Consider the following 19,348-nt stretch of genomic DNA (forward strand, 5'->3'; position numbering starts at 1 on the left):
ATAAAGGACGTCTTTGCGTATTGCGGCGAGAGACAGCACTCCACATTAGTGCATTGCCATAAAGGCGCGTCAATCTCGTCTTATGCAATTCAGCTCATCGCTAGACTAGTATAGCATAATGAAACGGTTATAGCTATTAGAAAAATTTCTTTCGTGAAAAGGGGGAAGGCTCTTGCTTCAATTTTGGAACAAGAGAACCGTCCCCACTGTTTCCCCACTGTTTCCCGCCACATCAACACTTTCCACCACCCCGCAAAAAAAATAAAAAAACTTTCCGGTTTTGTGACACCCAAATGGCTGTTTTTAACGATTATAAGAGTAAAGGACTTTTTTTATTGTCCAAATACCCCGAAAGAAGGAATTCACATGAACTATATCAAAGCGATCAACTCCTTTTACGACCACCAGGAATTCAATCCTCTGTCCGCCCACGCCATCAACCTTTGGCACGGACTGATGCACGTCAACAACAAATCCCGCTGGAAGGAAGAATTCTGCGTCTCCATGACCGTCCTCTGTATGAAAACCGGCATCAGTGAATCGAGCGCCCGGAAAGCGCGCAAGGAATTGGTCGAAAAAGGCTACATCACGTTCACCTCACGAGAAGGAAATCAGGCTCCTCTGTATCAGATCATTCCCCTGTACGAAGAAGAGCAGAACGACACCCCAATCGGCAGTTCGAACGACAAACCGAACGGCAACTCGAACGGCAGTTGGAACACATTAAGTAAACAAAACGAAACGAAAGAAAACGAAACAGATGATGACGCGCGACCTTCGAATGCTCATACGTTTTATGAATCCAATATCGGCTCGCTGTCGCCATACATTGCCGAGCAGGTGACCCAGTGGTGTGACGAGTTGTCAGAGGACCTCGTGATCGAGGCACTGAAGCGGTCGGTCCAGAACAACAAACCGTTCTTCCGCTATGCCGAAGCGATACTCAAGCAGTGGCAGCGCGAAGGTGTCCGCTCGATCCACGACACCCGGAAACCAGACAGGAAACCGCCGAAGGAGAACCTGTTCGATAAGCTCAGGAAGGAGGTGCAGGCATGAACAAGAACGAAGCCATCGAAGTGCTCGAGACCATCACCGAGCTCTATCCCCGCAAATTCGAAATCACCGAACGCGTTGCCAAGATGCTCATCCCGAAGCTGCTTGAAATGGACTACAGCGGCGTCATGAACAAGCTCTCAGACTTCGCCGTCAAAAGCCCATTCCCGCCCACCATCGCAGAGATCGCCGTATACGAGCCCGAAGCGAACAAGCACCTCGACCAGATGAAAGCCTGGGAAGCGGAAGCGGCAGACGTCTCGGATGAAGTCCGCTCTATTTTTCTAAAAAAATTGAATGCGCTCGCGAAGGGGAAGACCGATGAATCCTAATGCACAGGCCGAACAGGCGATACTGGGTATTTTCCTCGTCGATGGGGCGCGGATCGACGGGACTACGCTTGCTGCACATCATTTCTCGTCGGCTCATCACAGGCAGATTTTCGCCGTGATGTGGAGGATGCGCGAAGCGGGTACGCCGGTCGACCTCGTCACGGTGACGGCGGCGCTTGGTGAGGGAATCGAGCAGGTCGGCGGGGTGAGTTATCTGCTTGAGCTCAGCCAGTCTGTGCCGACGACGGAGAATCTCCACGTTTATGAGAAGGTGCTTGTCGAGGCGTATGCGGTCGACCGGATCAAGGAGTCGGCGCTCGGTTATGCGCGGAAGCAGGACGAGGGGGCGCTGGAGCAGTTGAAGGCTGCCTTGAACGAGACGGGAGCGGCGGTTGAAACAGACGAGCTGACAATCCAGGAACAGCTTCAGGAAATCGCCTCCGACATGACGTCATCCCCCGGGCAGACGGGCTTTGCGACAGGGTTTACCGACTACGACAAGATGACCGGCGGCAGTCAGCCCGGCGACCTGATCATCGTCGCCGCCCGCCCTTCGATGGGCAAGACCGCCTTCGCGCTCAACCTCGCCATGAACCACTGCAAAACCGGAGGCAGCGCCGATCTTTTTTCACTGGAGATGGGCGGAAAGCACCTCCTGCAGCGGATGATCTCCTCAGAAGCCCGGATCGACGGACAGAAGTGGCGCTCGATGTGTTTTTCCACAGAAGACTACAAGCGCTCCTTCTACGCCATCGGGGAAATCGCCGACTGGCAGCTGCGCATCCACGAACGAGAGCAGGCGATCCACAGCATCACCGCGAAGATCCGCGAGAGCGTCCGGAAGTGCCCGGATGAGAAGCACCTCATCATCATCGACTACCTCCAACTCATCAACGTCAAAGGGCGCTATGAACGCCGCGACCTCGAAGTCGGCGCCATCACCCGAGAACTGAAGCTCCTCGCGCGTGAGCTCCAAGTGCCGATCATCCTGCTCTCCCAGCTCTCTCGAGGCGTCGAACAACGCCAGGACAAACGCCCAATGATGTCCGACCTGCGCGAATCCGGCAACATCGAACAGGACGCCGACGTCATCAGCTTCCTCTACCGCGACGACTACTACACGCAGGAAGGCAGCAACCTCGTCGAAGTCATCCTCCGCAAACAGCGAAACGGTCCGACGGGGACGGTGGTGCTGGGGTTTGAGAAGGAGTTCGGGCGGTTTAGTGGGTAGTTGAAGGGAGGGGCGGTTCTCTTGTTCCATTTCTGGAAACAAGAGAACCGTCCCCTCCGTTTCCCCCTCATAAACTGTGAGGACAACTTGTATTCATTTGCGGTACAATGGTGGAAAAAAGGTGAGATGTATGGAGATCAAATTGCAGGCAATCGTAGACGAAATGGAAATAGCGATGGAGGATTCGATGGCTTTCCTCGACAAAGAAACGTACAAGATCGTTGGAGTCTCATTCGACGCATACCAACAAGCGGAGGATATGGAGCCTTATGATCATCTAAAGGATTGGCAGCAGGAAGAAGCAAAGCGTGCTGAACGTATTGTGCAAGGTGGCGACCGATTTGCGATGTTGCCGGGTGAGTCTGATATTGATGAATATGAGGTCATGGGAAATTTCTGTTATTCCAGGGGCGAGAAGGAAGGTAAGGTCTTGTTGAAAGCGATCCAGGGGCGTGGAGCTTTTGGGCGGTTAAAGAGTAAGATTTCAGATCTTGAGATTGAAGATGAGTGGAATGATTTCAAGAATGAAGCGTATAAGCAGTTGGCGCGGGAATGGTGTGAGGAGCACGCGATTCGGTATAAGGAGTAAGGGGTTGAAGCTCCTTTGAAATAGAAAGCACCTTTTTCTATCGTTTGATAGTCAAAGGTGCTTTTAGCTCGTTTTCAATTTTTGAATCCATTCCTCTTTTTCAGACCATGGCAAAACGTGGATGTTGTAGTTCTCAAGTGACGTCTTGAACTTGTCAGATACGTTCACATTTAAATCATTGGCGAGAACGTAAAACCCATAATCAGACTTCGTGGTTTGCACATCAATGAAAGACAGCAGAGGCTCTTTGTATTGTTCGCTGGTCGGGTTGTTCACAGCTTTAATGAGCTTAGGAGTTTGCTTCTTGAATTTAGGTACGACAAAGTCGAAGTTCACGTGGTTTCCTGAACGCCCCATATAACTGACTTGGTTTTCATATGGAATCTCGGCTTCTTCGAAGAATGCTGAAATATCTTCTGTGAAAAAATTAAGCACTTGGTTTCGTGTGGAAAGAAGCATGTCTGATGCTTTAATGAGACATTGAACCAGCCTTTGCTGCATAGCAGGATATTCACTGAGTTCATCAAAATCAATGTAGAGCTCTTTGGTTTTTGAATGGAATTTGACGCCGAATGTTTTCGTGAGCATGGTGAAATATTCTTTTCTTCTTTGAGATGAGGCTAAATCCACTCCTAAGTCTTCTAACTCATCTACAATATATCCATCATCTGAGATTCTAAAAGAGCCGTTTTCTTTGGAAACAAAAAGGCTGATCACGTCGTGGTGCATATCGACAAACGGTGTAGTAATTTCAATAAAATCTTTTTCTTCAACCCATTCAATGCTTTGGTTTGCCCATTTTACATATTCTTTCTGCATTTCGTTTTTTAGACGGTTAAGATCCGTTGCCATTCGCTCACTCCTTCCTTAGAACAAATCCAAATGGTATTGGTATTCATATTCATCAATATTCCCCACATTGCATCTTTTTAAAAATTGCTTCAAAACGTAGGCTAAATCCTCTAAAGACTCATCTTTTAAATACATCTTAGCATATGAATCATCTAGAGGATATGCGATTTTATCCCCGTAATCTGGGTGTATGATATGTATATGTGGGCAGGGAATGCGTTCATTGGCAAGTGGGTAATCTCCAGGGGGATTCGAGTGAGCTCGTCCGATGAGATCGAGTCTAAGCAATGGAGTGTCACGGTAGTGTTGAGCGCGAAGTTGGAAGGTGCATTTGGGCTTTTTGTGGCCACTTCTATTTAAGTCTACAACAAAGGAATATTTAGTGCTGGTCAATTCAATTTTTTCTTTAGAGCCTTGATTCGGTATTGGAATCGTACTGTTTTGATGTAGGATTCTTTTTAAGCAATTTATAAGATCATGAATTTCGTTTAGATTCATTAGCATCACCTTTTTACATATGTCTTATTACATAATTATATAGATATATGGGTGGAAATGGAAGGTTTTTAGCACTAGTAGTTTATCATTATAAAGACTATAGTAGTAGTGATAAGCAGATTATGGGAGGGTTCATATGGGGTTGTTTTTCTATATTACGATTGTTGTTGGCTTATCTTTGATGTATTATGCTTACGTGAAAAAGTTAGATAATGATGTAAAGAAGAAAGAACTTCAATTGGAAGAAAAGAAGATTGAATTAGAAATGAAAAAATTAGACAAGGATCGGAACGATAGCTTTTAGTATCGATCGGATTTATAGAATGTAGCATGGCGTGGGAGAGAAGTGCCATTTTCATCAATTCCTTTCATCTCCTAAAAAAGAGAACATCTGTTGGGTGGGCAAATTTTTGCCCACCCTTTTTCGTATGATGAAATCACCGAATCATAAAGGAGAGATGGATCATGCAGAAGATGGTACTGAAAAGTTTGATTCCCGTCATCATTGGATTGAGTGTACTGACGGCGTGCGCGGAAGAGTCGACGATGAGCAGTAGTAGCAACGGGGCAGAAGGAGAACAACAAACGGAGGAGCAGGTGGAAGAGCAGGAAGCAGCTGAGGCGGTGGTTGAAATACAGTCGGATGCATTTGGTGCTTGGAAGGACAGTATCGACAACGTCTATGCAAGTTACTCCGCTGTGATCACGAACACGGGCGACAAGCCTGCCATGATTGGTGATATTCAGGTGAACTTTGAAGGTAGCGATGGCACAATCCTCGGTACGATGCCGATGGTCTTGGCCGTACCAGACATTGTGATGCCTGGGGAGACCGCTTATATTGGGGAAAATACGGTCCTCGAAAGTGTCAGTGATCCAGAAGCAGTGACAGGGGCAAGTGCCAATGTAGACTTCAGCCCAACGAACGAACAGCCCATGATGCTCGAGACAGAAGGGGTCAAATTGACGGAAGGAAAAGATGAGTACTCGAACGTCTACACTGTGACGGGCACGGTCATCAACCCGAACGAGGAAATGGCGGATGATATTCGTCTTGCTGCGGGTCTTTATGACGCACAGGGGAATTTTCTTGGTACGCTGAACGGCAGCATTATGGTCAGTCTCAATCAAGATGGAAAAGCGGGATTCGAACTCAATTATCCAGAACTGCCGAAAGAGGTTCGAGGCAAGGCGTCTGAAGTCAAAGTGAAAGCGTACAAACGGACATTTTAATTAAAAATAGAGAGGTGGAATGAGTCATGAGTAGAACAACCGAAATGGTACTTGGGATACTGGGTGGATTATTCGGATTCGGTGGAGCGTTCTTTGCATTGTTCATGGGAGCGGTCGATGAGTCATTCAATGGAACGAGTGAACTGAGCGGACTGGGAACGAGTGCCTTCGTCTTCAGCATCCTCGCCATAACTGGAGGAATCCTCGTCAAATTCAAACCTAAATTGGGTGGCTGGCTCATGCTTATATCAGGTGTGGCAATCCTGATTTCAATCAGCCTCTTTGGCGTTGTTCCTGCATTGTTTCTGATTGCAGCAGGGCTTATGGGTTTGATCAGAAAAGAGAAGAAGCAGACAGAAGCCGCTGCATAGAAAAAGGAGGCGCACCTGCCTCCTTTTTAATTCACATTTTTTTCATATCGACTCATCATTAAACACGATCGATGGTAGAATTTACATTATAAAACAATTGATAAGGAGGAATACAATGGAACTGAACAATAGCACTCGCATCTTGAAGCTCCAGGAGCTCTTGTCGCAGGAGACGGATGAATGGAATCAACTGAGTATGAAAGACATCATCGAAAAGCTCCGCTTCATCTTCGGGCCGGATGTCAACTTCGATAAACGAACAATTAAACGCGATATGGATACGCTCGGTGAAATCGGGTTTGAAGTCATTGAAAACGCCGGTGAACATAACAGGATGATGTACAGCTATCAGGACCGCGTTTTTGAAACGTATCAACTTCGGTTCATGAATGACGCCGTCCTCTCTGCACGATTCATTCCGCAAAAAGACAAGAAAGAACTCATCAAGCGCCTGCGTGAGCTGACGAGCCGGCATATTGCCAAGACACTGCCAGATCCCATCCTATTCCACCAGACATCAAGCGACCCCTATGAACAAATCAAAATCAACATCGATCATGTACATACTGCGATATCAGAGCGGAAAGTCCTGAACTATCAATACGGCACTTACAACATGAATAAAGAGTTCGAGTTACATCGAGACGGTCAAATCTATGAAGTTGAACCCTATGCCCTTATTTGGCAGCAGGACTACTATTATTTGATCGGCTACTTCCGCGGCACGGGAGAGATGCGTCATTACCGTGTCGACCGCATGCGCAACATTTCCGTCTCACGCGAGTCCTTTAAGAAAGACACGTTTGATTTGCAAAACTATGTGGACCAAAGCTTCCACATGTTCTCGGGCGAAGACACCCGTATCAAAATCCGGTTCCACAAATCCCTGCTCAACGTCGTCATCGATCGCTTTGGTATTGATGCGGCCATCAAACAGGCTGATGAGAACCACTTTGACTTATCTACCAACGCTAAGATGAGCACGGGACTCATGGTCTGGATTATGCAATGGGGAAGTAAAGCGAAGGTATTGTCACCGGACCGGCTTGTGGAGTGGGTGCGGGAAGAGGTGGAGCGCATGTATCAACAATACGATTGAACGAGATCCTTCAACTCAGCTAAGAAAAGATAGAATGACAAGGTACAAAAGGGAGGTAGTCTTTTGAAAACAGATGATAGAAAACGAACTACACTAGATCTAATGCAACTCTTTGAAGGATACGTACGTAATTACCGGAAAATCAATCTGAATTCGATGCACAACCGCACCATGTTTACGAAGCGTGAGATCGACTATTTTGCCAGCCTGGGTGAGATGCTCGGATTCGAGTCCTTTGTTGAAGATGCGAAACCCGATCTTGAGAGGGGGCGTTCGCGTCCGATGGATCTGGCTTGGTGGAAGTATGATGCGCGTGTTGATGAAGCGAATTACATAGAATTAGTCCTCCACTTGGAGCGGGAGAATGTCTGGTCCAAGGATGAGGACACGATTGAGAAATTGTTCTCAAAGACGGAGGAGGGCTACCTTCCGCAGCATGTGATCGGGATTCAGAATGTCGGGGATGCAGACCGCATTGATACGTTGAATGATTTAATTTTACAAAAAAATGAAGTGCAGGCATCGGATGTGTTGATGGTTTATCGTTATGTGGGTGATGAGGGTGTGGAGCGTGTGTTGGGCTGTCGATTTGATGGGGATGGGCTGGTGGAGTCGCGTGAGGCGTTGTGTAAGCAGGATGAGATGGGGTATTGGTATATGGGATTTGTGGAGGAGATGAGAAAGTAGAGGAAGCACGGGGAGGAATCTAATGCTTCGAAGTTCAGAAGCACCAGATCCCTCCCCACGCTTCATTGGGTTTGAGAAGGAGTTCGGGCGGTTTAGTGGGTGAGGCGGTGAAACGAGTGTTCTGAACTCAGACTTTCCCCCATAAGCTTATGTAGAGCTTGGTCATACATTACGAAAGGTGGAAAAACATGAGCAGAACAACAGAGATGGTACTGGGCATCGTGGGGGGATTATTCGGCTTCGGTGCGGCTTTTTTCGCGCTCTTCGTCGGAGCCATCGACGAATCGATCAACGGCTCAAGCGAACTGAGCGCCCTCGGAACAACCGCCTTTATCTTCAGCATCCTCGCAGTCGCGGGCGGTATTCTTGTTAAATTCAAGCCCAAACTCGCCGGCTGGCTCATGCTGATTAGCGCTGTCGGTCTCGTCATCGCAATCAGCCTGTTCGGCGTCATTCCAGCGATCTTTTTGATTGCCGCTGGGTTGATGGGAGTGATTCGGAAAGAAGATAGAGTGGGTCAGGCTGCCTGATTCGATAAGGAAACCGCCTTTGTGCGGTTTTTTTATTTGGGTATGGGACGTTTTGGGCACTTTTTTATCTTCTAAATAGTGAATTCATTTGATATATTTGTAGCAATCACTCCAAGTCGGTAGCGCACGATTTTAGATAACATTACAAAGCAGGATGAGCTTGGAATGAGTACGGAGATTTTATGGAGGGATACTATGGGTTTATTTTTTTACATGACGATTGTCGTTGGCTTATCTTTGATGTATTATGCTTACGTGAAAAAGTTAGATAATGATGTAAAGAAGCAGGAACTTCAATTGGAAGAAAAGAAGATTGAATTGGAAATGAAAAAATTAGACAAGGATCGGAACGATAGCTTGTAGTATCGATCGGATTTATAGAATGTAGCATGGCGTGGGAGAGAAGTGCCATTTTCATCAATTCCTTTCATCTCCTAATAAAAGAGAACATCTGTTGGGTGGGCAAATTTTTGCCCACCCTTTTTCGTATGATGAAATCACCGAATCATATTTGAAAACAGATGATAGACAAGGAACTACACTAGATTTAATGCAACTCTGGGAAGGTTATGTACGTTAGGTTGGTGCAATACCCACTAATACAAATAATAGATTCATCATTCATTTACTATTCCAAAATCGTCCTTAAGCGTTCCGTCTCTTCGACATTGAGCTCAATAAACCCTGGTCCGTCCTCTAGAACCGAGGTCCCGTCAGAGTTCATCCAGACCAAGGTTGCGAACGAAAAGGTGTATTGCTTTTGGTTTCGGATGTGGAAGTAAATATCCGGTTCTTCGTTGGTAATGGCTGGTGGCTTATCAGTCGTTTCGTGATTTTCGAATATTACCTTCACTTCCCTGATGATTTTCACATAATATTCCTGCTCGTTTATAGTGGATCCTCTGATGGTAAATCCTTTTTCGTTATCAGCGCTTTCTATCGTGGGTTCGCCGATTTCGAGTACATCCTCAGCAAGTGTGCAGGCGCTGAGTATGGTGATGAGTAACGCACTACCGATTAAGGCGATGATATGTTTGATTTCAATTCCTTCCCTCGTGCAGATAACGGCTATATTTTTATGTAGCATTTGTAAAATTATAACATGAAAAGCTGCTGGTGCATGGTGATACAATCCTCTAGAGGAAGGAGCTTATTACGAACCACCAACTGATGACGAGGACTTACCATTTTGAAAAAACGTGTGAAGAGACATCCAAATCGATGTCCATTCACACGTTTCTTTTCTATTAAATCACGATATACTAGAGATAGAAAGGTAGCGTGATCAAAATGAAAGTCGGAAGAAATGACCCGTGCCCTTGTGGCAGCGGGAAAAAATACAAGAAATGTTGCGGAAAGAAGAATGTAATCGAAATCTCGGATTCGATTGTCCAAGAGGAGCTCAATCAGCTCTATCAACGTTACCATGATTACCTCTTAGACTATTACCCGCATCTGATCCCTTCGGTGCAGTCGTCCGGAAACTATGCGGAGCTGAAGGAACTGATGAACGTCGCGCACAAAACGATTTTTACCACTAACGACGATGGTCGCTCGATCATGCAGGAATTCGTCGATCGTGTGGTGCGTTCTGTTAAGCGCCCGCTTACAAGGGAATCGCTTCTCGAGTGGCCTCATGCGGTTCCGGGGCTTTTCAAGATCACGGCCATTAAAAGCGAATCGGTCGCAGAGCTTGAGGAAGGATGGTCAGGGGAGCGCTATGTTGTGACCTTGGAACTGGACGGGGAGCCGATTGAGAATGAGCCGGGGTATTATTTCGGCATCCTTATGAAGTGGGGGCAGACGCACCAGTTCGTGCCCGTCGCACTGAGCGTCGGGGAAGGGCTCTACCAGGCCTTTACGAATTACGTGAAAGACGAGCATCACAAAGCGGAATCGAGTGAATCCGTCTCCACATTCTTCGGTCAGCACCTCGACCGCTTCATCCGCTCCTTCATTGATTTCGATCAAGACGGGATGGCGGGAATCGGCTACTGGGACGGCACGCCGGAAGAGAAAGAAGTGCTGGACGTCCTCGATGAAACCATCGGCGCAGAAGCCCAGCAGCATGAAGAATATGGCCTCCTGCACACGCTGTGGCGCGAGCACTGCAAGCGTACGAACCCGACCATCCGCAAGCCCGCCGTATTCGCCGCCGCCCTCGAATACTTTTACAGGGAATCACCGATTGTGGACTCGCCTCTCCGACCTCTTTCGCAAAAGGAGATCGCAGCGAAGTACGGGGTCAGTGCAGGTTCATTGTCGAAGCGGTTTACCGAAGTGGAGGATACATTTTTCGAGATGGTCGAGTTGACGCAGGACACTGCCCCTGACGTGAATTATCTAACGTTTCCGAGCTGGAACGTCGTGGCGGAGCGCGGCAGTTATGAGATGCAGGTGACGCTGTTCAGGCATACGTTCGAAACAGAAGCGGAGCTTGAGCACATTCTCAAGGCGAACCAGAATACTGCGTTCCACCCTGAAACGGCGGAGGAGAAGGCTCAACTTTTTGCCTATGATGGTTATGAAGCGGAGACACTCGAAGAGAGGAGACTCCTCGCAGAGCTGGCGCTGACGTACGACCCGTCATGTATCGATGCGCTCGTCTTGAAGGCTTCGCTGCCACAGAATGAGGAAGAGGAGCTCTATATCCTTCATGAAGCGCGTCAAATCGGACTTCGGCAAATAGAAGATGAGGATACCGATGAATTATGGAAGAATGTCTTCGCCCGTCCTTACATGCGGGCACAGGAAGCCTTGGCCCAAGCGTATGTGAAGCGTGAAGAATACCTGCTTGCGATCAAGCTCTATGAAGAACTGCTGGAATGGAATGAAGATGACAATCAAGGCATTCGTGAGCAGTTGTTCCCAGTCTATATCGCAAACGAGAATTGGAATGATGCGACCAAGCTTCTCAATCGCTATCACGGAGAGAACGCCTGGTTCCTCTATTCGACGTTGCTGCTTTTTTCGAAAACATCAGAAGAAATCGATGCCCCGCTTGAAAGAATGGCAGAGGAAGCCAATCCGTATGTAATGGATTATGTGAAAGGGAAGAGAACGTGGGATGAGATTCCAGACCGCTACTCGCCGGGATCAAAGGAAGAGGCGATTGTTTACGCGTATCGGAATGGACATTTATGGAATGAATCTTGAAGTAGTAGGAGAGTCCGCCCAATGCTTGGGGAGGGCTCTCTTTTTTTACATTTGTTAGGAAAAATAACCTTGCATTACAATGTACATAGTTATACAATGTAATTACTAATATTTGGAGGTAACACAATGGACAGAGAGTTAATGAAAGGAAGCATCGAAATTCTGTTGCTTTCCATCCTCGCACAAGCCGACTGCTATGGCTACGAAATGACCAAGAAGCTCAGGACCCTGAGTGAGGATGCCTACCACATGAACGAGGGGACATTGTATCCGGCGTTGAAACGACTGGAGAAAAAGGAATGTGTGACCTCGTATTGGAGTTCGGAATCTGCTGGTGGGCGGAGGAAGTATTACTCCATTACGGATACAGGACGGACGGTGTTGGCAGGCAAGCTGAAGGATTGGAAGCAGATCCATTCGTTAATCCAAAATACAGCGGGGGAATTCTGATGAAGGAGATCGACAAGTATATTGAGAAGATCACCAAGGACCTGCCTGATGAGGAAAGGGAAGAGTTACGAGAAGAGATGGCTGTGCACCTCGAGGAGCATGTGAAAGAGCTTCTCATTCATGGGTATCGAGAAGAAGATGCGGTGCGTTACGCCATAGATTCGTTTGGGGATGGAGGTAAGCTGAACCAGGAGTTCAAGCGGACTTTTTTCCCAACCTATAGGGTGGTTCGTTTCGCATGGGGTGTGATGTGGACGGTTGCAAGCTTCTGTCTGTTTTCTCATCTTGCCATGGAATACTATCGCCCAGAATATGATAGTGGGATTAGCTTGAATGACATTTGGTGGCTTACGTTATATATCGCTCCTCTTGCAGGGGCTGGTGAGTTGATGCACGGTTTCTTCCAAACAGATTTCAAATGGAAGTGGATACTAAACCCATGGGTGTTCTTTCTAGTTCCGGCATTTATGATTAGTGGACTGCAGTCAACGATGCTGTTTATTGAGCCTGAACGGTATCAGGATGGGAGATGGCTGGATTTATTAGCCGTTGCCAAAGGCGGATTGGTGTATGTGGTGGCACGTCAATTATTTGATGGTCTTTTTCTAGGTGGTAACAAAGCGAAAAGGAATGTGGTCAAGTGAGGGACGGTTCTCTTGTTTCATCTTTCATGAAACAAGAGAACCGTCCCCTCGTTCCACTTTTTAATGGGAGGTGTATGTGAAATGAAACGAATGTTAAGGGCATCTATACTTTTTTTCGTCTTTTTGTTGTCGGGGTGTATCGGTGAGAATTATGATTTCACCCCTCCTAGTGTATCGGTTTCGGATACGTACGGGTCAAGAACGCTGGAATTAGAAGAGGCAAATATCAATTGGAATTCAGATAAAACGTACACGAAAGAGACAGAAGACATAATTTCGCTTGCGAAAGACCAAGAACCCGTCTATTTTGAGGCTGGTGAACAAGCCAGCATACTATTTGATAGCCAGGATTTCATGGTTGAAGACCTTAGTGCTTACGTGTGGCAAGACGAATCTGAAACGGATTTGCAGGTAAAGGATAGGGAATTTTCCATGCCTGAGGAAGAAGGGGAGTATGTCATGGTTGTAGACCTTGTTTCAGATAGCGGAACTGCACAATACGTGGGGAATATCGTCATCTTTGAAGAGTAAAAGCAGAGTTCATATAAATCAAAGAAAGAAGCACGGAAATGGTCAAGTGGGGTTAATTTCCATATTTCGGGTTGTATGATAAACTTAGTTGGTAAAATTCTGTAATAAAGGAGCGTTACCCATTCACTTCATAACAAACTTCTACATATACTCCGCGATCTCAGCGATTATCGTTGCCGTCATGGTTTTTTTCGCCATCAAGGATGTGGTTCAAAAGAAGCCGTTCGGCGGCCGGTTTGTCATCTCTTTATGGTTTACTGTTGTCTTTGGATGTTTAGCAATCTTTAAGAGCCTGTCTAGTATCCCTTACGCAAAAGAAGTTCTTGCGATCGATGGTGGGGACGTTCTGTTAAATGTTTTGATCAGAGATGAGGTCGGTGTGTCGATCAGCTATCTGATTATAAGTCTAGTAAGCTTGTTTATTTACATTGCTTTTCGGAAGAAGGAAGCGGATCGAAACCCTGAAGCAGATAACAAATTCGGTGCATAAACAAAAGGAAGTCCGCCTCAATATGAGAGGTGGACTTCATTTTTTTCTGAAACAAGAGAACCGTCCCCTACTTGTCGATTGAGACCAGTGCAAGGGCGGTGGAGCTTCTATGTTTATTCAGGTGAACGACGACTAGGCTGCGTCCTGCGTAATGGGACATCCTGAACCCTTTGCGGTCTGCTGCTTCTTCTAGGAGATGAGATTCTCTCAGCATGGATGAAGATAAATGGCCGTTATGTATGTTCGTGACCATCCAATTGTACAGAGAGAGGGTGTTGTACAAACTTAAATTACTGTAAGGGATCAAACAAAGACTCCTTGTATTTTGTCGTTGAAAAATAGTTTCCGGAAAATTACGACTCTATCGGTCATTGTCTCACACCTGATCCAGGAATTATACAAGGCGGGGTAAATCTGTAATAATGAAGGCGGATACATATAACCGAAAGGAAGGGTCAAATATGAAGTTTCCGAATCGAGAAAAACTGGAGAAATATGCAGAGTTGGCGCTGAAGGTAGGGGTGAACCTGCAGGAGGATCAGAAGCTGGTGTTGAATGCCCCGATTGAAGGAGCGCCATTCGTCCGGATCCTTGCGGAGAAAGCCTATACGATGGGGGCGAAGGATGTTCATATTTTGTGGGCGGACGATGCGTTAACGCGGATGAAATATGAGCACGCCGATCAGGATACGCTCTCGGTCGTTCCGGAGTGGCAGCAGAAGCAGTTTACGGAGTTTGCCGAGGACGGAGCTGCGGTGCTGTCGATCATGTCGAGCAACCCGGATCTGTTGAAGGGAATTGATGCAGGGAAGGTTGCCGGAGCGAATAAAGCGAGGGCGGAAGCGATGATGAGCTTCCGTAAGTATATGATGAGTGACCGTATTCCGTGGTCGATCATCAGCATTCCGACGCCTGCCTGGGCACAGAAGATTTTCCCTGAGGATAGCGAAGAAGAGGCTGTCGAGAAGCTTTGGGAACAGATTTTCAGCATCGTCCGTGTCGATCGCGAGAATCCTGTAAAGGCATGGGATGAGCATAACGAGACGTTGACAATGGCTCGTACGTACTTGAATGAAAAACAGTACAGCAAGTTGATCTACAAAGCGCCGGGGACGGATTTGATTGTGGAGCTGCCGGAGAACCACATTTGGAAGGGTGGCCGCAGACCGATTGCATCCGGAAACGAAGATATTCCGTTCAACCCGAACATGCCGACAGAAGAAGTCTTCACGGCGCCGCATAAGTATGGTGTCAACGGCAGAGTCTCAAGCACGAAGCCGCTCGTGTACAACGGGAACATGATTGATCGGTTCTCGCTGACCTTCAAGGACGGGCAGGTCGTGGACTTTGCGGCGGAAGAAGGGGAAGAGACGCTGAAGCATCTGCTGGAAACGGATGAAGGGTCGAAGCGGCTTGGGGAACTCGCGCTTGTACCGCACGAGTCGCCGATTTCGCAATCCGGATTGATTTTTTACAATACGCTGTTCGATGAGAATGCCTCGTGCCACTTGGCTTTAGGAAAAGCGTATCCGAACAACGTGTCAGGCGGTTCGGACATGGATGAGAAGGAACTCGACCGTCATGGTGTCAATGACAGCTTATCGCACGTCGATTTTATGATGGGATCGGCGGAGCTTGATATTGATGGTGTCCTGGAGGATGGAATGGTAGAACCTGTCATGCGCGAAGGAAGCTGGGCGATCACGTTTTAGGGGGACGGTTCTCTTGTTCCGTGAAGTTGGAACAGGAGAACCGTCCCCTTTAGAATCATCGAAGCTTATCATACAATCTCATAAGGGCTAACACAAATTCTTTTCTAGTAAGAGTTTGATCAGGAAGGAATCTTCCATCAGGGTATCCTTTTAAAATGCCTAAATCTTTGGCTCTCTTGGCAGCTTCAGCATAAGAAGCGTTAGGGGAAACGTCAGTGAATCCTGTTTCACTTTTATTATCGGCAGCTGATACGTAGGAGACATTGAAATATTCACAAATTCCTTTTGCGTGCTCAATTGCAACTTCTAGTTGGAAATTTTCGTCAACCATGAGGAGCGCTTCGTTCTTATTGTCCATATATCCATTCTCTGTAAGGATGGCAGGCATCATACTTTCGCGTAAGACATAGAAATTTGCTTCTTTAATTCCTCTCCAGTTTTGTTTTGTACCTTGTCTAAGGTACTTGCCTACGGCATTAGCGAGTTTACCTGACTCTTTGTTCAAAGTACCTGGATAGACATAAATTTCGATTCCGCTAGGGTTGCTTCCTGAGAAGGAACCGTCAAATGCATTGTAATGAATGGAAACATAGATATCGGCTCTTCGTGTGTTCGCGAGATCTACTCTATTTTTCAAAGACACGTCCTCATCTGTCGAAGCTACCAGCAACGTATCAAATCCAGATCTTTCAAGCTCTTTTTTCAACAATCTTACTACAGCTCGATTGAACTCGTTTTCCCTAATTGATCTTCCTAGTTCAGGGATAATGGGGGTTCGTTTACCAGCAGTATGAATACCATGACCATCGTCAAGAGCGACTAATTTAGGCATAGCCATTTCTCCCTATTATAAATTTGTTTTTTGACCTGTAATAGACGAAAGCAATAAAATCAAATGGTCTACTCTTTATTAGATGCATCTAGATCGTTAAGTGATTGGGTGAAAAACTGTAATGAGGAGACGTTACTTATTCAACTATTCATCTTGTTCCATGAAAGCTGGAACAGGAGAACCGTCCCTGTTGTTTCACACCGAAACAAGAGAACCGTCCCCTTGTTCCACCCTTGTTCCATCTCTTGCCACATCCAATCCAATTCATGTAAAATCGAAAGCGTATACAATATAAAAATTGGAGGAGATTGAATGGCACGACGTAATCAATGGAAGTGGACAACAGCGACAATCGCTCTCGGCATGACACTCACAAGCGTGGCACCCTCGGCAACATTCGCGGCAGAAAACGACAACGACATCGTCAATCTGCAGTTGATGGAAACGACCGATCTACATAGCCATGTGATGAACTACGATTATTTCAGCGACCAGCACGACGAGACAGTCGGGCTCGTCAAAGTGGCGACGCTGATCAACGAGGCGAGGAAGAATGCCGAGAACTCGATGCTTTTCGACAACGGCGACTTGATTCAGGGGAACCCGATGGCGGATTACATCGTGAATGAGAACGTCCTCGATGAAGAAGGTAACGTCCATCCAGTTTTCAAAGCGATGAATCTATTAGACTATGACGCCGGGAACTACGGCAACCACGAATTCAATTATGGCCTGACTTACCTGAAGAAGGCCGTCGAGGGCTCGGAATTCCCTTATGTCAACGCCAACGTCTACAAGGCGGATGAAGATGACGATCCAACTAACAACGAGAACTACTTCGATCCGTACGTCATCCTCGATAAGGCCGTGACCGATGAAGACGGTGACGAGCACACGATCAAGGTCGGCGTCATCGGATTCGTCCCTCCGCAAATTATGACGTGGGACAAGGATAACCTCGAAGGCAAAGTCGAGACCCGTGACCTGAAGGCGACCGCTGAGAAATTCGTGCCGCAGATGAAGGAAGAAGGAGCGGACGTCGTCGTCGGTATCGCGCACTCCGGACTCGGCTCGAAGGAAGAGTATGTCGAAGGCGCCGAGAACGCAACGTATCAGCTTTCGACCGTCGAAGGCTTCGACGCCCTGCTGTTCGGCCACTCGCACCAGACCTTCCCGAGCGAAGACTATGCCGAGCTTGACGGCAAATACAACATCAATCTCGATCAAGGAACCATCAACGGCGTAGCCACAACACAAGCCGGATTCTGGGGCTCGGACCTCGGCATGATCGATCTTCAATTGGAAAAAAGGGACGGAGCATGGACGGTGACAGAGGGGTCCTCCTCCACCACGCCGATCTATGATCATGAAAACGGGGAAGCCCTTGTTGATGCGGATCAGGATATCGTAGATGCGGTCGAGGACGATCACGAGGGGACGAAGGATTACGTTGCGACACCTGTCGGTGAAACGGAAGTGCCGCTTTACAGCTACTTCGCCCAAGTCCAGGACGATCCGACCGTTCAGATCGTAAATGATGCACAAAAGGCATACGTCGAGAAGTACATTCAAGGTACAGAACTGGACGGGCTTCCTGTCTTGTCTGCTGCCGCACCGTTCAAAGCGGGGCGTGACGGAGTAGGAGACTTCACGGACATTCCAGCAGGCGGACTCGCGATCAAAGATACGACATCGCTGTACAAGTATCCAAACACTGTGAAAGCTGTGAGGATCAACGGCGAACAGGTCATCGAATGGCTCGAGTGGAGCGCCGGACAGTTCAACCAAATCGATGCGGACTCCAGTGAAGAGCAGGAGCTCGTCAATCGGGACTTCCGCAGCTACAATTTTGACGTCATCGATGGATTGACGTATGAAATCGACGTGACAGAAGCTCCACGTTACAACAACGATGGCGAGAAAATCAACGACAGCCATCGTATTGAGAACGTTATGTTCGAAGGCGAGCCGATCGATCTTGAGCAGGAGTTCCTCGTTGCGACGAACAACTACCGTGCAACATCGAAGTTCGCGAATCCGGATGGCGACAATGTAGTCATCAACTCTCCGGACGAGAACCGCCAAGTGCTCGTGAACTACATCCAGGACAGCGACTCGATCAACCCGCAGGCGAATGATAACTGGTCGTTCGCACCGGTCGACGGTGAACCGAAATTGACGTTCGTATCATCACCGAAAGCACAGAAGTATGCAGAGGAGAACGAGGCGGTCGAGTATGTCTCGACACGCGATGACGGTTTCGCTGTCTATTCGATCGACTTGGCAAGCGATGATCAGGCAGAGGACCCGGTAGAAGAGGAGATCGTTTTTGACGATGTGCCGGAAGATTATTGGGCAGCTTCCCACATTTACGACCTGGCCGCTGACGGGATCATCAACGGTTACGGAGACGGTGAGTTCGGACCGGAAGATGCCGTGACACGTGGACAGTTCACGGAAATGATCGTCCGTCTGCTCGGTCTCGAAAATGAAGAAGCATCACCATTTACCGACGTATCCGACCGCTCAGACGCAGCCATTGCAGCAGCCTATGAGAACGGCATCATCGACGGATACACGGAAACGTCCTTCAAGCCGGACGAAATGATCACAAGAGAGCAAATGGCCCACATCCTCCTTGAAGCGTATAACGTCAAGCATGATACAGAGTTCGAGGCCACTGCAGAAGTGGAGTATCAGGACAGTAAGAAAATCAGCCGTTCGTTCATCGACGACGTGCAGGCAGTTCATGAACTCGGCTTCATGATCGGAAACCACGACAAGTTCAGCCCGAAAGCGGACGCAAATCGCGCGCAGGCAGCGAAGGTTCTTTCATTGCTGAAGGGTAAGTAAGAGTGATTTTTGGGGACGGTTCTCTTGTTTCACACCGAAACAAGAGAACCGTCCCCTTCGTTTCATTCATAAATAGATGAAAGTCGGCGCATGCCGGCTTTTTTTGTGCAGACAGGGGGCTGATGCTCAATGTGTCGTCATGAATAGTAGTGGATTTGGTAGTGATTTTCCATCATAATGATAATAAGGTTAAGAAAAGGGTTAA

Annotated in this window: 23 protein-coding genes; 18 read left to right on the forward strand and 5 right to left on the reverse strand. The window is 47.5% G+C overall.

Going from position 1 to position 19,348, the window contains the following annotated elements:
* Positions 1 to 366: 366 nt before the first annotated feature.
* The 4 genes from LCM20_RS09515 to LCM20_RS09530 all read left to right on the forward strand — a co-directional run bounded on the left by LCM20_RS09515 (position 367) and on the right by LCM20_RS09530 (position 3,205).
* On the forward strand, positions 367 to 1,056 hold the full coding sequence (locus tag LCM20_RS09515) for a DnaD domain protein (protein ID WP_225195220.1): 690 nt from the start codon (positions 367 to 369) through the stop codon (positions 1,054 to 1,056).
* The gene (locus tag LCM20_RS09520) at positions 1,053 to 1,385 is read left to right on the forward strand and encodes a hypothetical protein (protein ID WP_225195221.1); all 333 of its coding nucleotides are present in this window, start codon (positions 1,053 to 1,055) and stop codon (positions 1,383 to 1,385) included. The genes LCM20_RS09515 and LCM20_RS09520 overlap by 4 nt, the downstream gene beginning before the upstream one ends.
* Complete coding sequence (gene dnaB / locus LCM20_RS09525; protein ID WP_225195222.1) at positions 1,375 to 2,616, forward strand: replicative DNA helicase; 1,242 nt, start codon at positions 1,375 to 1,377, stop codon at positions 2,614 to 2,616. The genes LCM20_RS09520 and dnaB overlap by 11 nt, the downstream gene beginning before the upstream one ends.
* Before the next feature lie 130 nt (positions 2,617 to 2,746).
* A complete protein-coding gene (locus LCM20_RS09530) occupies positions 2,747 to 3,205 on the forward strand; it encodes a UPF0158 family protein (RefSeq protein WP_225195223.1) in 459 nt (152 codons plus the stop codon).
* A 63-nt stretch (positions 3,206 to 3,268) separates the two neighbouring features.
* Here LCM20_RS09530 and LCM20_RS09535 read toward each other — a convergent pair whose 3' ends face one another.
* Together LCM20_RS09535 and LCM20_RS09540 are read right to left on the reverse strand one after the other, a co-directional pair.
* Positions 3,269 to 4,057, reverse strand: a complete 789-nt coding sequence (locus LCM20_RS09535) for a DUF1829 domain-containing protein (RefSeq protein WP_225195224.1) — start codon at positions 4,055 to 4,057, stop codon at positions 3,269 to 3,271.
* Positions 4,058 to 4,072: 15 nt separating this feature from the next.
* Positions 4,073 to 4,555 (reverse strand): DUF6978 family protein, encoded by a 483-nt coding sequence (locus tag LCM20_RS09540; RefSeq protein ID WP_225195225.1) that lies wholly within the window; start codon positions 4,553 to 4,555, stop codon positions 4,073 to 4,075.
* Positions 4,556 to 4,691: 136 nt separating this feature from the next.
* Here LCM20_RS09540 and LCM20_RS09545 point away from each other — a divergent pair, with 136 nt between their 5' ends.
* From LCM20_RS09545 to LCM20_RS09575, 7 genes are all read left to right on the forward strand, one after another.
* The gene (locus LCM20_RS09545) at positions 4,692 to 4,859 is read left to right on the forward strand and encodes a hypothetical protein (protein WP_225195226.1); all 168 of its coding nucleotides are present in this window, start codon (positions 4,692 to 4,694) and stop codon (positions 4,857 to 4,859) included.
* 161 nt (positions 4,860 to 5,020) lie between these two features.
* On the forward strand, positions 5,021 to 5,788 hold the full coding sequence (locus LCM20_RS09550; protein ID WP_225195227.1) for an FxLYD domain-containing protein: 768 nt from the start codon (positions 5,021 to 5,023) through the stop codon (positions 5,786 to 5,788).
* A gap of 26 nt (positions 5,789 to 5,814) precedes the next feature.
* Complete coding sequence (locus tag LCM20_RS09555; RefSeq protein WP_225195228.1) at positions 5,815 to 6,159, forward strand: DUF4064 domain-containing protein; 345 nt, start codon at positions 5,815 to 5,817, stop codon at positions 6,157 to 6,159.
* 115 nt (positions 6,160 to 6,274) lie between these two features.
* A complete protein-coding gene (locus tag LCM20_RS09560) occupies positions 6,275 to 7,258 on the forward strand; it encodes a helix-turn-helix transcriptional regulator (RefSeq protein ID WP_225195229.1) in 984 nt (327 codons plus the stop codon).
* A 63-nt stretch (positions 7,259 to 7,321) separates the two neighbouring features.
* The gene (locus LCM20_RS09565; protein WP_225195230.1) at positions 7,322 to 7,945 is read left to right on the forward strand and encodes a hypothetical protein; all 624 of its coding nucleotides are present in this window, start codon (positions 7,322 to 7,324) and stop codon (positions 7,943 to 7,945) included.
* A 158-nt stretch (positions 7,946 to 8,103) separates the two neighbouring features.
* The gene (locus LCM20_RS09570) at positions 8,104 to 8,475 is read left to right on the forward strand and encodes a DUF4064 domain-containing protein (RefSeq protein ID WP_318247306.1); all 372 of its coding nucleotides are present in this window, start codon (positions 8,104 to 8,106) and stop codon (positions 8,473 to 8,475) included.
* A gap of 195 nt (positions 8,476 to 8,670) precedes the next feature.
* Complete coding sequence (locus LCM20_RS09575) at positions 8,671 to 8,838, forward strand: hypothetical protein (RefSeq protein WP_225195231.1); 168 nt, start codon at positions 8,671 to 8,673, stop codon at positions 8,836 to 8,838.
* A gap of 265 nt (positions 8,839 to 9,103) precedes the next feature.
* Here the strand turns inward: LCM20_RS09575 and LCM20_RS09580 are convergent, their stop codons facing one another.
* The gene (locus LCM20_RS09580; protein WP_225195232.1) at positions 9,104 to 9,562 is read right to left on the reverse strand and encodes a hypothetical protein; all 459 of its coding nucleotides are present in this window, start codon (positions 9,560 to 9,562) and stop codon (positions 9,104 to 9,106) included.
* A gap of 203 nt (positions 9,563 to 9,765) precedes the next feature.
* Here LCM20_RS09580 and LCM20_RS09585 point away from each other — a divergent pair, with 203 nt between their 5' ends.
* The 5 genes from LCM20_RS09585 (at position 9,766) to LCM20_RS09605 (ending at position 13,746) form a co-directional block, all read left to right on the forward strand.
* Positions 9,766 to 11,631 carry an SEC-C metal-binding domain-containing protein gene (locus LCM20_RS09585; RefSeq protein WP_225195233.1) on the forward strand — a complete coding sequence of 622 codons (1,866 nt, stop codon included), beginning with the start codon at positions 9,766 to 9,768 and terminating at the stop codon, positions 11,629 to 11,631.
* A gap of 126 nt (positions 11,632 to 11,757) precedes the next feature.
* Positions 11,758 to 12,081 (forward strand): PadR family transcriptional regulator, encoded by a 324-nt coding sequence (locus LCM20_RS09590; RefSeq protein WP_225195234.1) that lies wholly within the window; start codon positions 11,758 to 11,760, stop codon positions 12,079 to 12,081.
* Entirely contained in the window at positions 12,081 to 12,725 is a 645-nt protein-coding gene (locus LCM20_RS09595) for a permease prefix domain 1-containing protein (protein ID WP_225195235.1), read from the forward strand. The genes LCM20_RS09590 and LCM20_RS09595 overlap by 1 nt, the downstream gene beginning before the upstream one ends.
* 81 nt (positions 12,726 to 12,806) lie before the next feature.
* Entirely contained in the window at positions 12,807 to 13,256 is a 450-nt protein-coding gene (locus tag LCM20_RS09600; protein WP_225195236.1) for a hypothetical protein, read from the forward strand.
* Positions 13,257 to 13,344: 88 nt separating this feature from the next.
* Positions 13,345 to 13,746, forward strand: a complete 402-nt coding sequence (locus tag LCM20_RS09605) for a hypothetical protein (RefSeq protein WP_225195237.1) — start codon at positions 13,345 to 13,347, stop codon at positions 13,744 to 13,746.
* Between the two features lie 67 nt (positions 13,747 to 13,813).
* Here the strand turns inward: LCM20_RS09605 and LCM20_RS09610 are convergent, their stop codons facing one another.
* Complete coding sequence (locus LCM20_RS09610; RefSeq protein ID WP_225195238.1) at positions 13,814 to 14,053, reverse strand: hypothetical protein; 240 nt, start codon at positions 14,051 to 14,053, stop codon at positions 13,814 to 13,816.
* Positions 14,054 to 14,207: 154 nt separating this feature from the next.
* Here LCM20_RS09610 and LCM20_RS09615 point away from each other — a divergent pair, with 154 nt between their 5' ends.
* The gene (locus LCM20_RS09615; RefSeq protein WP_225195239.1) at positions 14,208 to 15,458 is read left to right on the forward strand and encodes an aminopeptidase; all 1,251 of its coding nucleotides are present in this window, start codon (positions 14,208 to 14,210) and stop codon (positions 15,456 to 15,458) included.
* Between the two features lie 55 nt (positions 15,459 to 15,513).
* Here LCM20_RS09615 and LCM20_RS09620 read toward each other — a convergent pair whose 3' ends face one another.
* Positions 15,514 to 16,290 (reverse strand): N-acetylmuramoyl-L-alanine amidase, encoded by a 777-nt coding sequence (locus LCM20_RS09620; protein ID WP_225195240.1) that lies wholly within the window; start codon positions 16,288 to 16,290, stop codon positions 15,514 to 15,516.
* Positions 16,291 to 16,602: 312 nt separating this feature from the next.
* Between LCM20_RS09620 and LCM20_RS09625 the strand changes: the two genes are divergently transcribed.
* Complete coding sequence (locus LCM20_RS09625; RefSeq protein ID WP_225195241.1) at positions 16,603 to 19,143, forward strand: bifunctional 2',3'-cyclic-nucleotide 2'-phosphodiesterase/3'-nucleotidase; 2,541 nt, start codon at positions 16,603 to 16,605, stop codon at positions 19,141 to 19,143.
* The last annotated feature ends 205 nt before the right edge of the window (positions 19,144 to 19,348 follow it).

This window comes from Halobacillus litoralis, assembly GCF_020171725.1.
Classification (GTDB): domain Bacteria; phylum Bacillota; class Bacilli; order Bacillales; family Halobacillaceae; genus Halobacillus; species Halobacillus litoralis_F.

Coding starts and splice junctions, on each gene's coding strand:
- LCM20_RS09575 (WP_225195231.1), top strand. CDS start 8,671: ATGGGTTTATTTTTTTACATGACGATTGTCGTTGGCTTATCTTTGATG.
- LCM20_RS09560 (WP_225195229.1), top strand. CDS start 6,275: ATGGAACTGAACAATAGCACTCGCATCTTGAAGCTCCAGGAGCTCTTG.
- LCM20_RS09545 (WP_225195226.1), top strand. CDS start 4,692: ATGGGGTTGTTTTTCTATATTACGATTGTTGTTGGCTTATCTTTGATG.
- LCM20_RS09615 (WP_225195239.1), top strand. CDS start 14,208: ATGAAGTTTCCGAATCGAGAAAAACTGGAGAAATATGCAGAGTTGGCG.
- LCM20_RS09595 (WP_225195235.1), top strand. CDS start 12,081: ATGAAGGAGATCGACAAGTATATTGAGAAGATCACCAAGGACCTGCCT.
- LCM20_RS09625 (WP_225195241.1), top strand. CDS start 16,603: ATGGCACGACGTAATCAATGGAAGTGGACAACAGCGACAATCGCTCTC.
- LCM20_RS09600 (WP_225195236.1), top strand. CDS start 12,807: ATGAAACGAATGTTAAGGGCATCTATACTTTTTTTCGTCTTTTTGTTG.
- LCM20_RS09550 (WP_225195227.1), top strand. CDS start 5,021: ATGCAGAAGATGGTACTGAAAAGTTTGATTCCCGTCATCATTGGATTG.
- LCM20_RS09520 (WP_225195221.1), top strand. CDS start 1,053: ATGAACAAGAACGAAGCCATCGAAGTGCTCGAGACCATCACCGAGCTC.
- LCM20_RS09590 (WP_225195234.1), top strand. CDS start 11,758: ATGGACAGAGAGTTAATGAAAGGAAGCATCGAAATTCTGTTGCTTTCC.
- LCM20_RS09530 (WP_225195223.1), top strand. CDS start 2,747: ATGGAGATCAAATTGCAGGCAATCGTAGACGAAATGGAAATAGCGATG.
- LCM20_RS09555 (WP_225195228.1), top strand. CDS start 5,815: ATGAGTAGAACAACCGAAATGGTACTTGGGATACTGGGTGGATTATTC.
- LCM20_RS09540 (WP_225195225.1), bottom strand. CDS start 4,555: ATGAATCTAAACGAAATTCATGATCTTATAAATTGCTTAAAAAGAATC.
- LCM20_RS09535 (WP_225195224.1), bottom strand. CDS start 4,057: ATGGCAACGGATCTTAACCGTCTAAAAAACGAAATGCAGAAAGAATAT.
- LCM20_RS09580 (WP_225195232.1), bottom strand. CDS start 9,562: ATGCTACATAAAAATATAGCCGTTATCTGCACGAGGGAAGGAATTGAA.
- LCM20_RS09620 (WP_225195240.1), bottom strand. CDS start 16,290: ATGCCTAAATTAGTCGCTCTTGACGATGGTCATGGTATTCATACTGCT.
- LCM20_RS09515 (WP_225195220.1), top strand. CDS start 367: ATGAACTATATCAAAGCGATCAACTCCTTTTACGACCACCAGGAATTC.
- dnaB (WP_225195222.1), top strand. CDS start 1,375: ATGAATCCTAATGCACAGGCCGAACAGGCGATACTGGGTATTTTCCTC.
- LCM20_RS09585 (WP_225195233.1), top strand. CDS start 9,766: ATGAAAGTCGGAAGAAATGACCCGTGCCCTTGTGGCAGCGGGAAAAAA.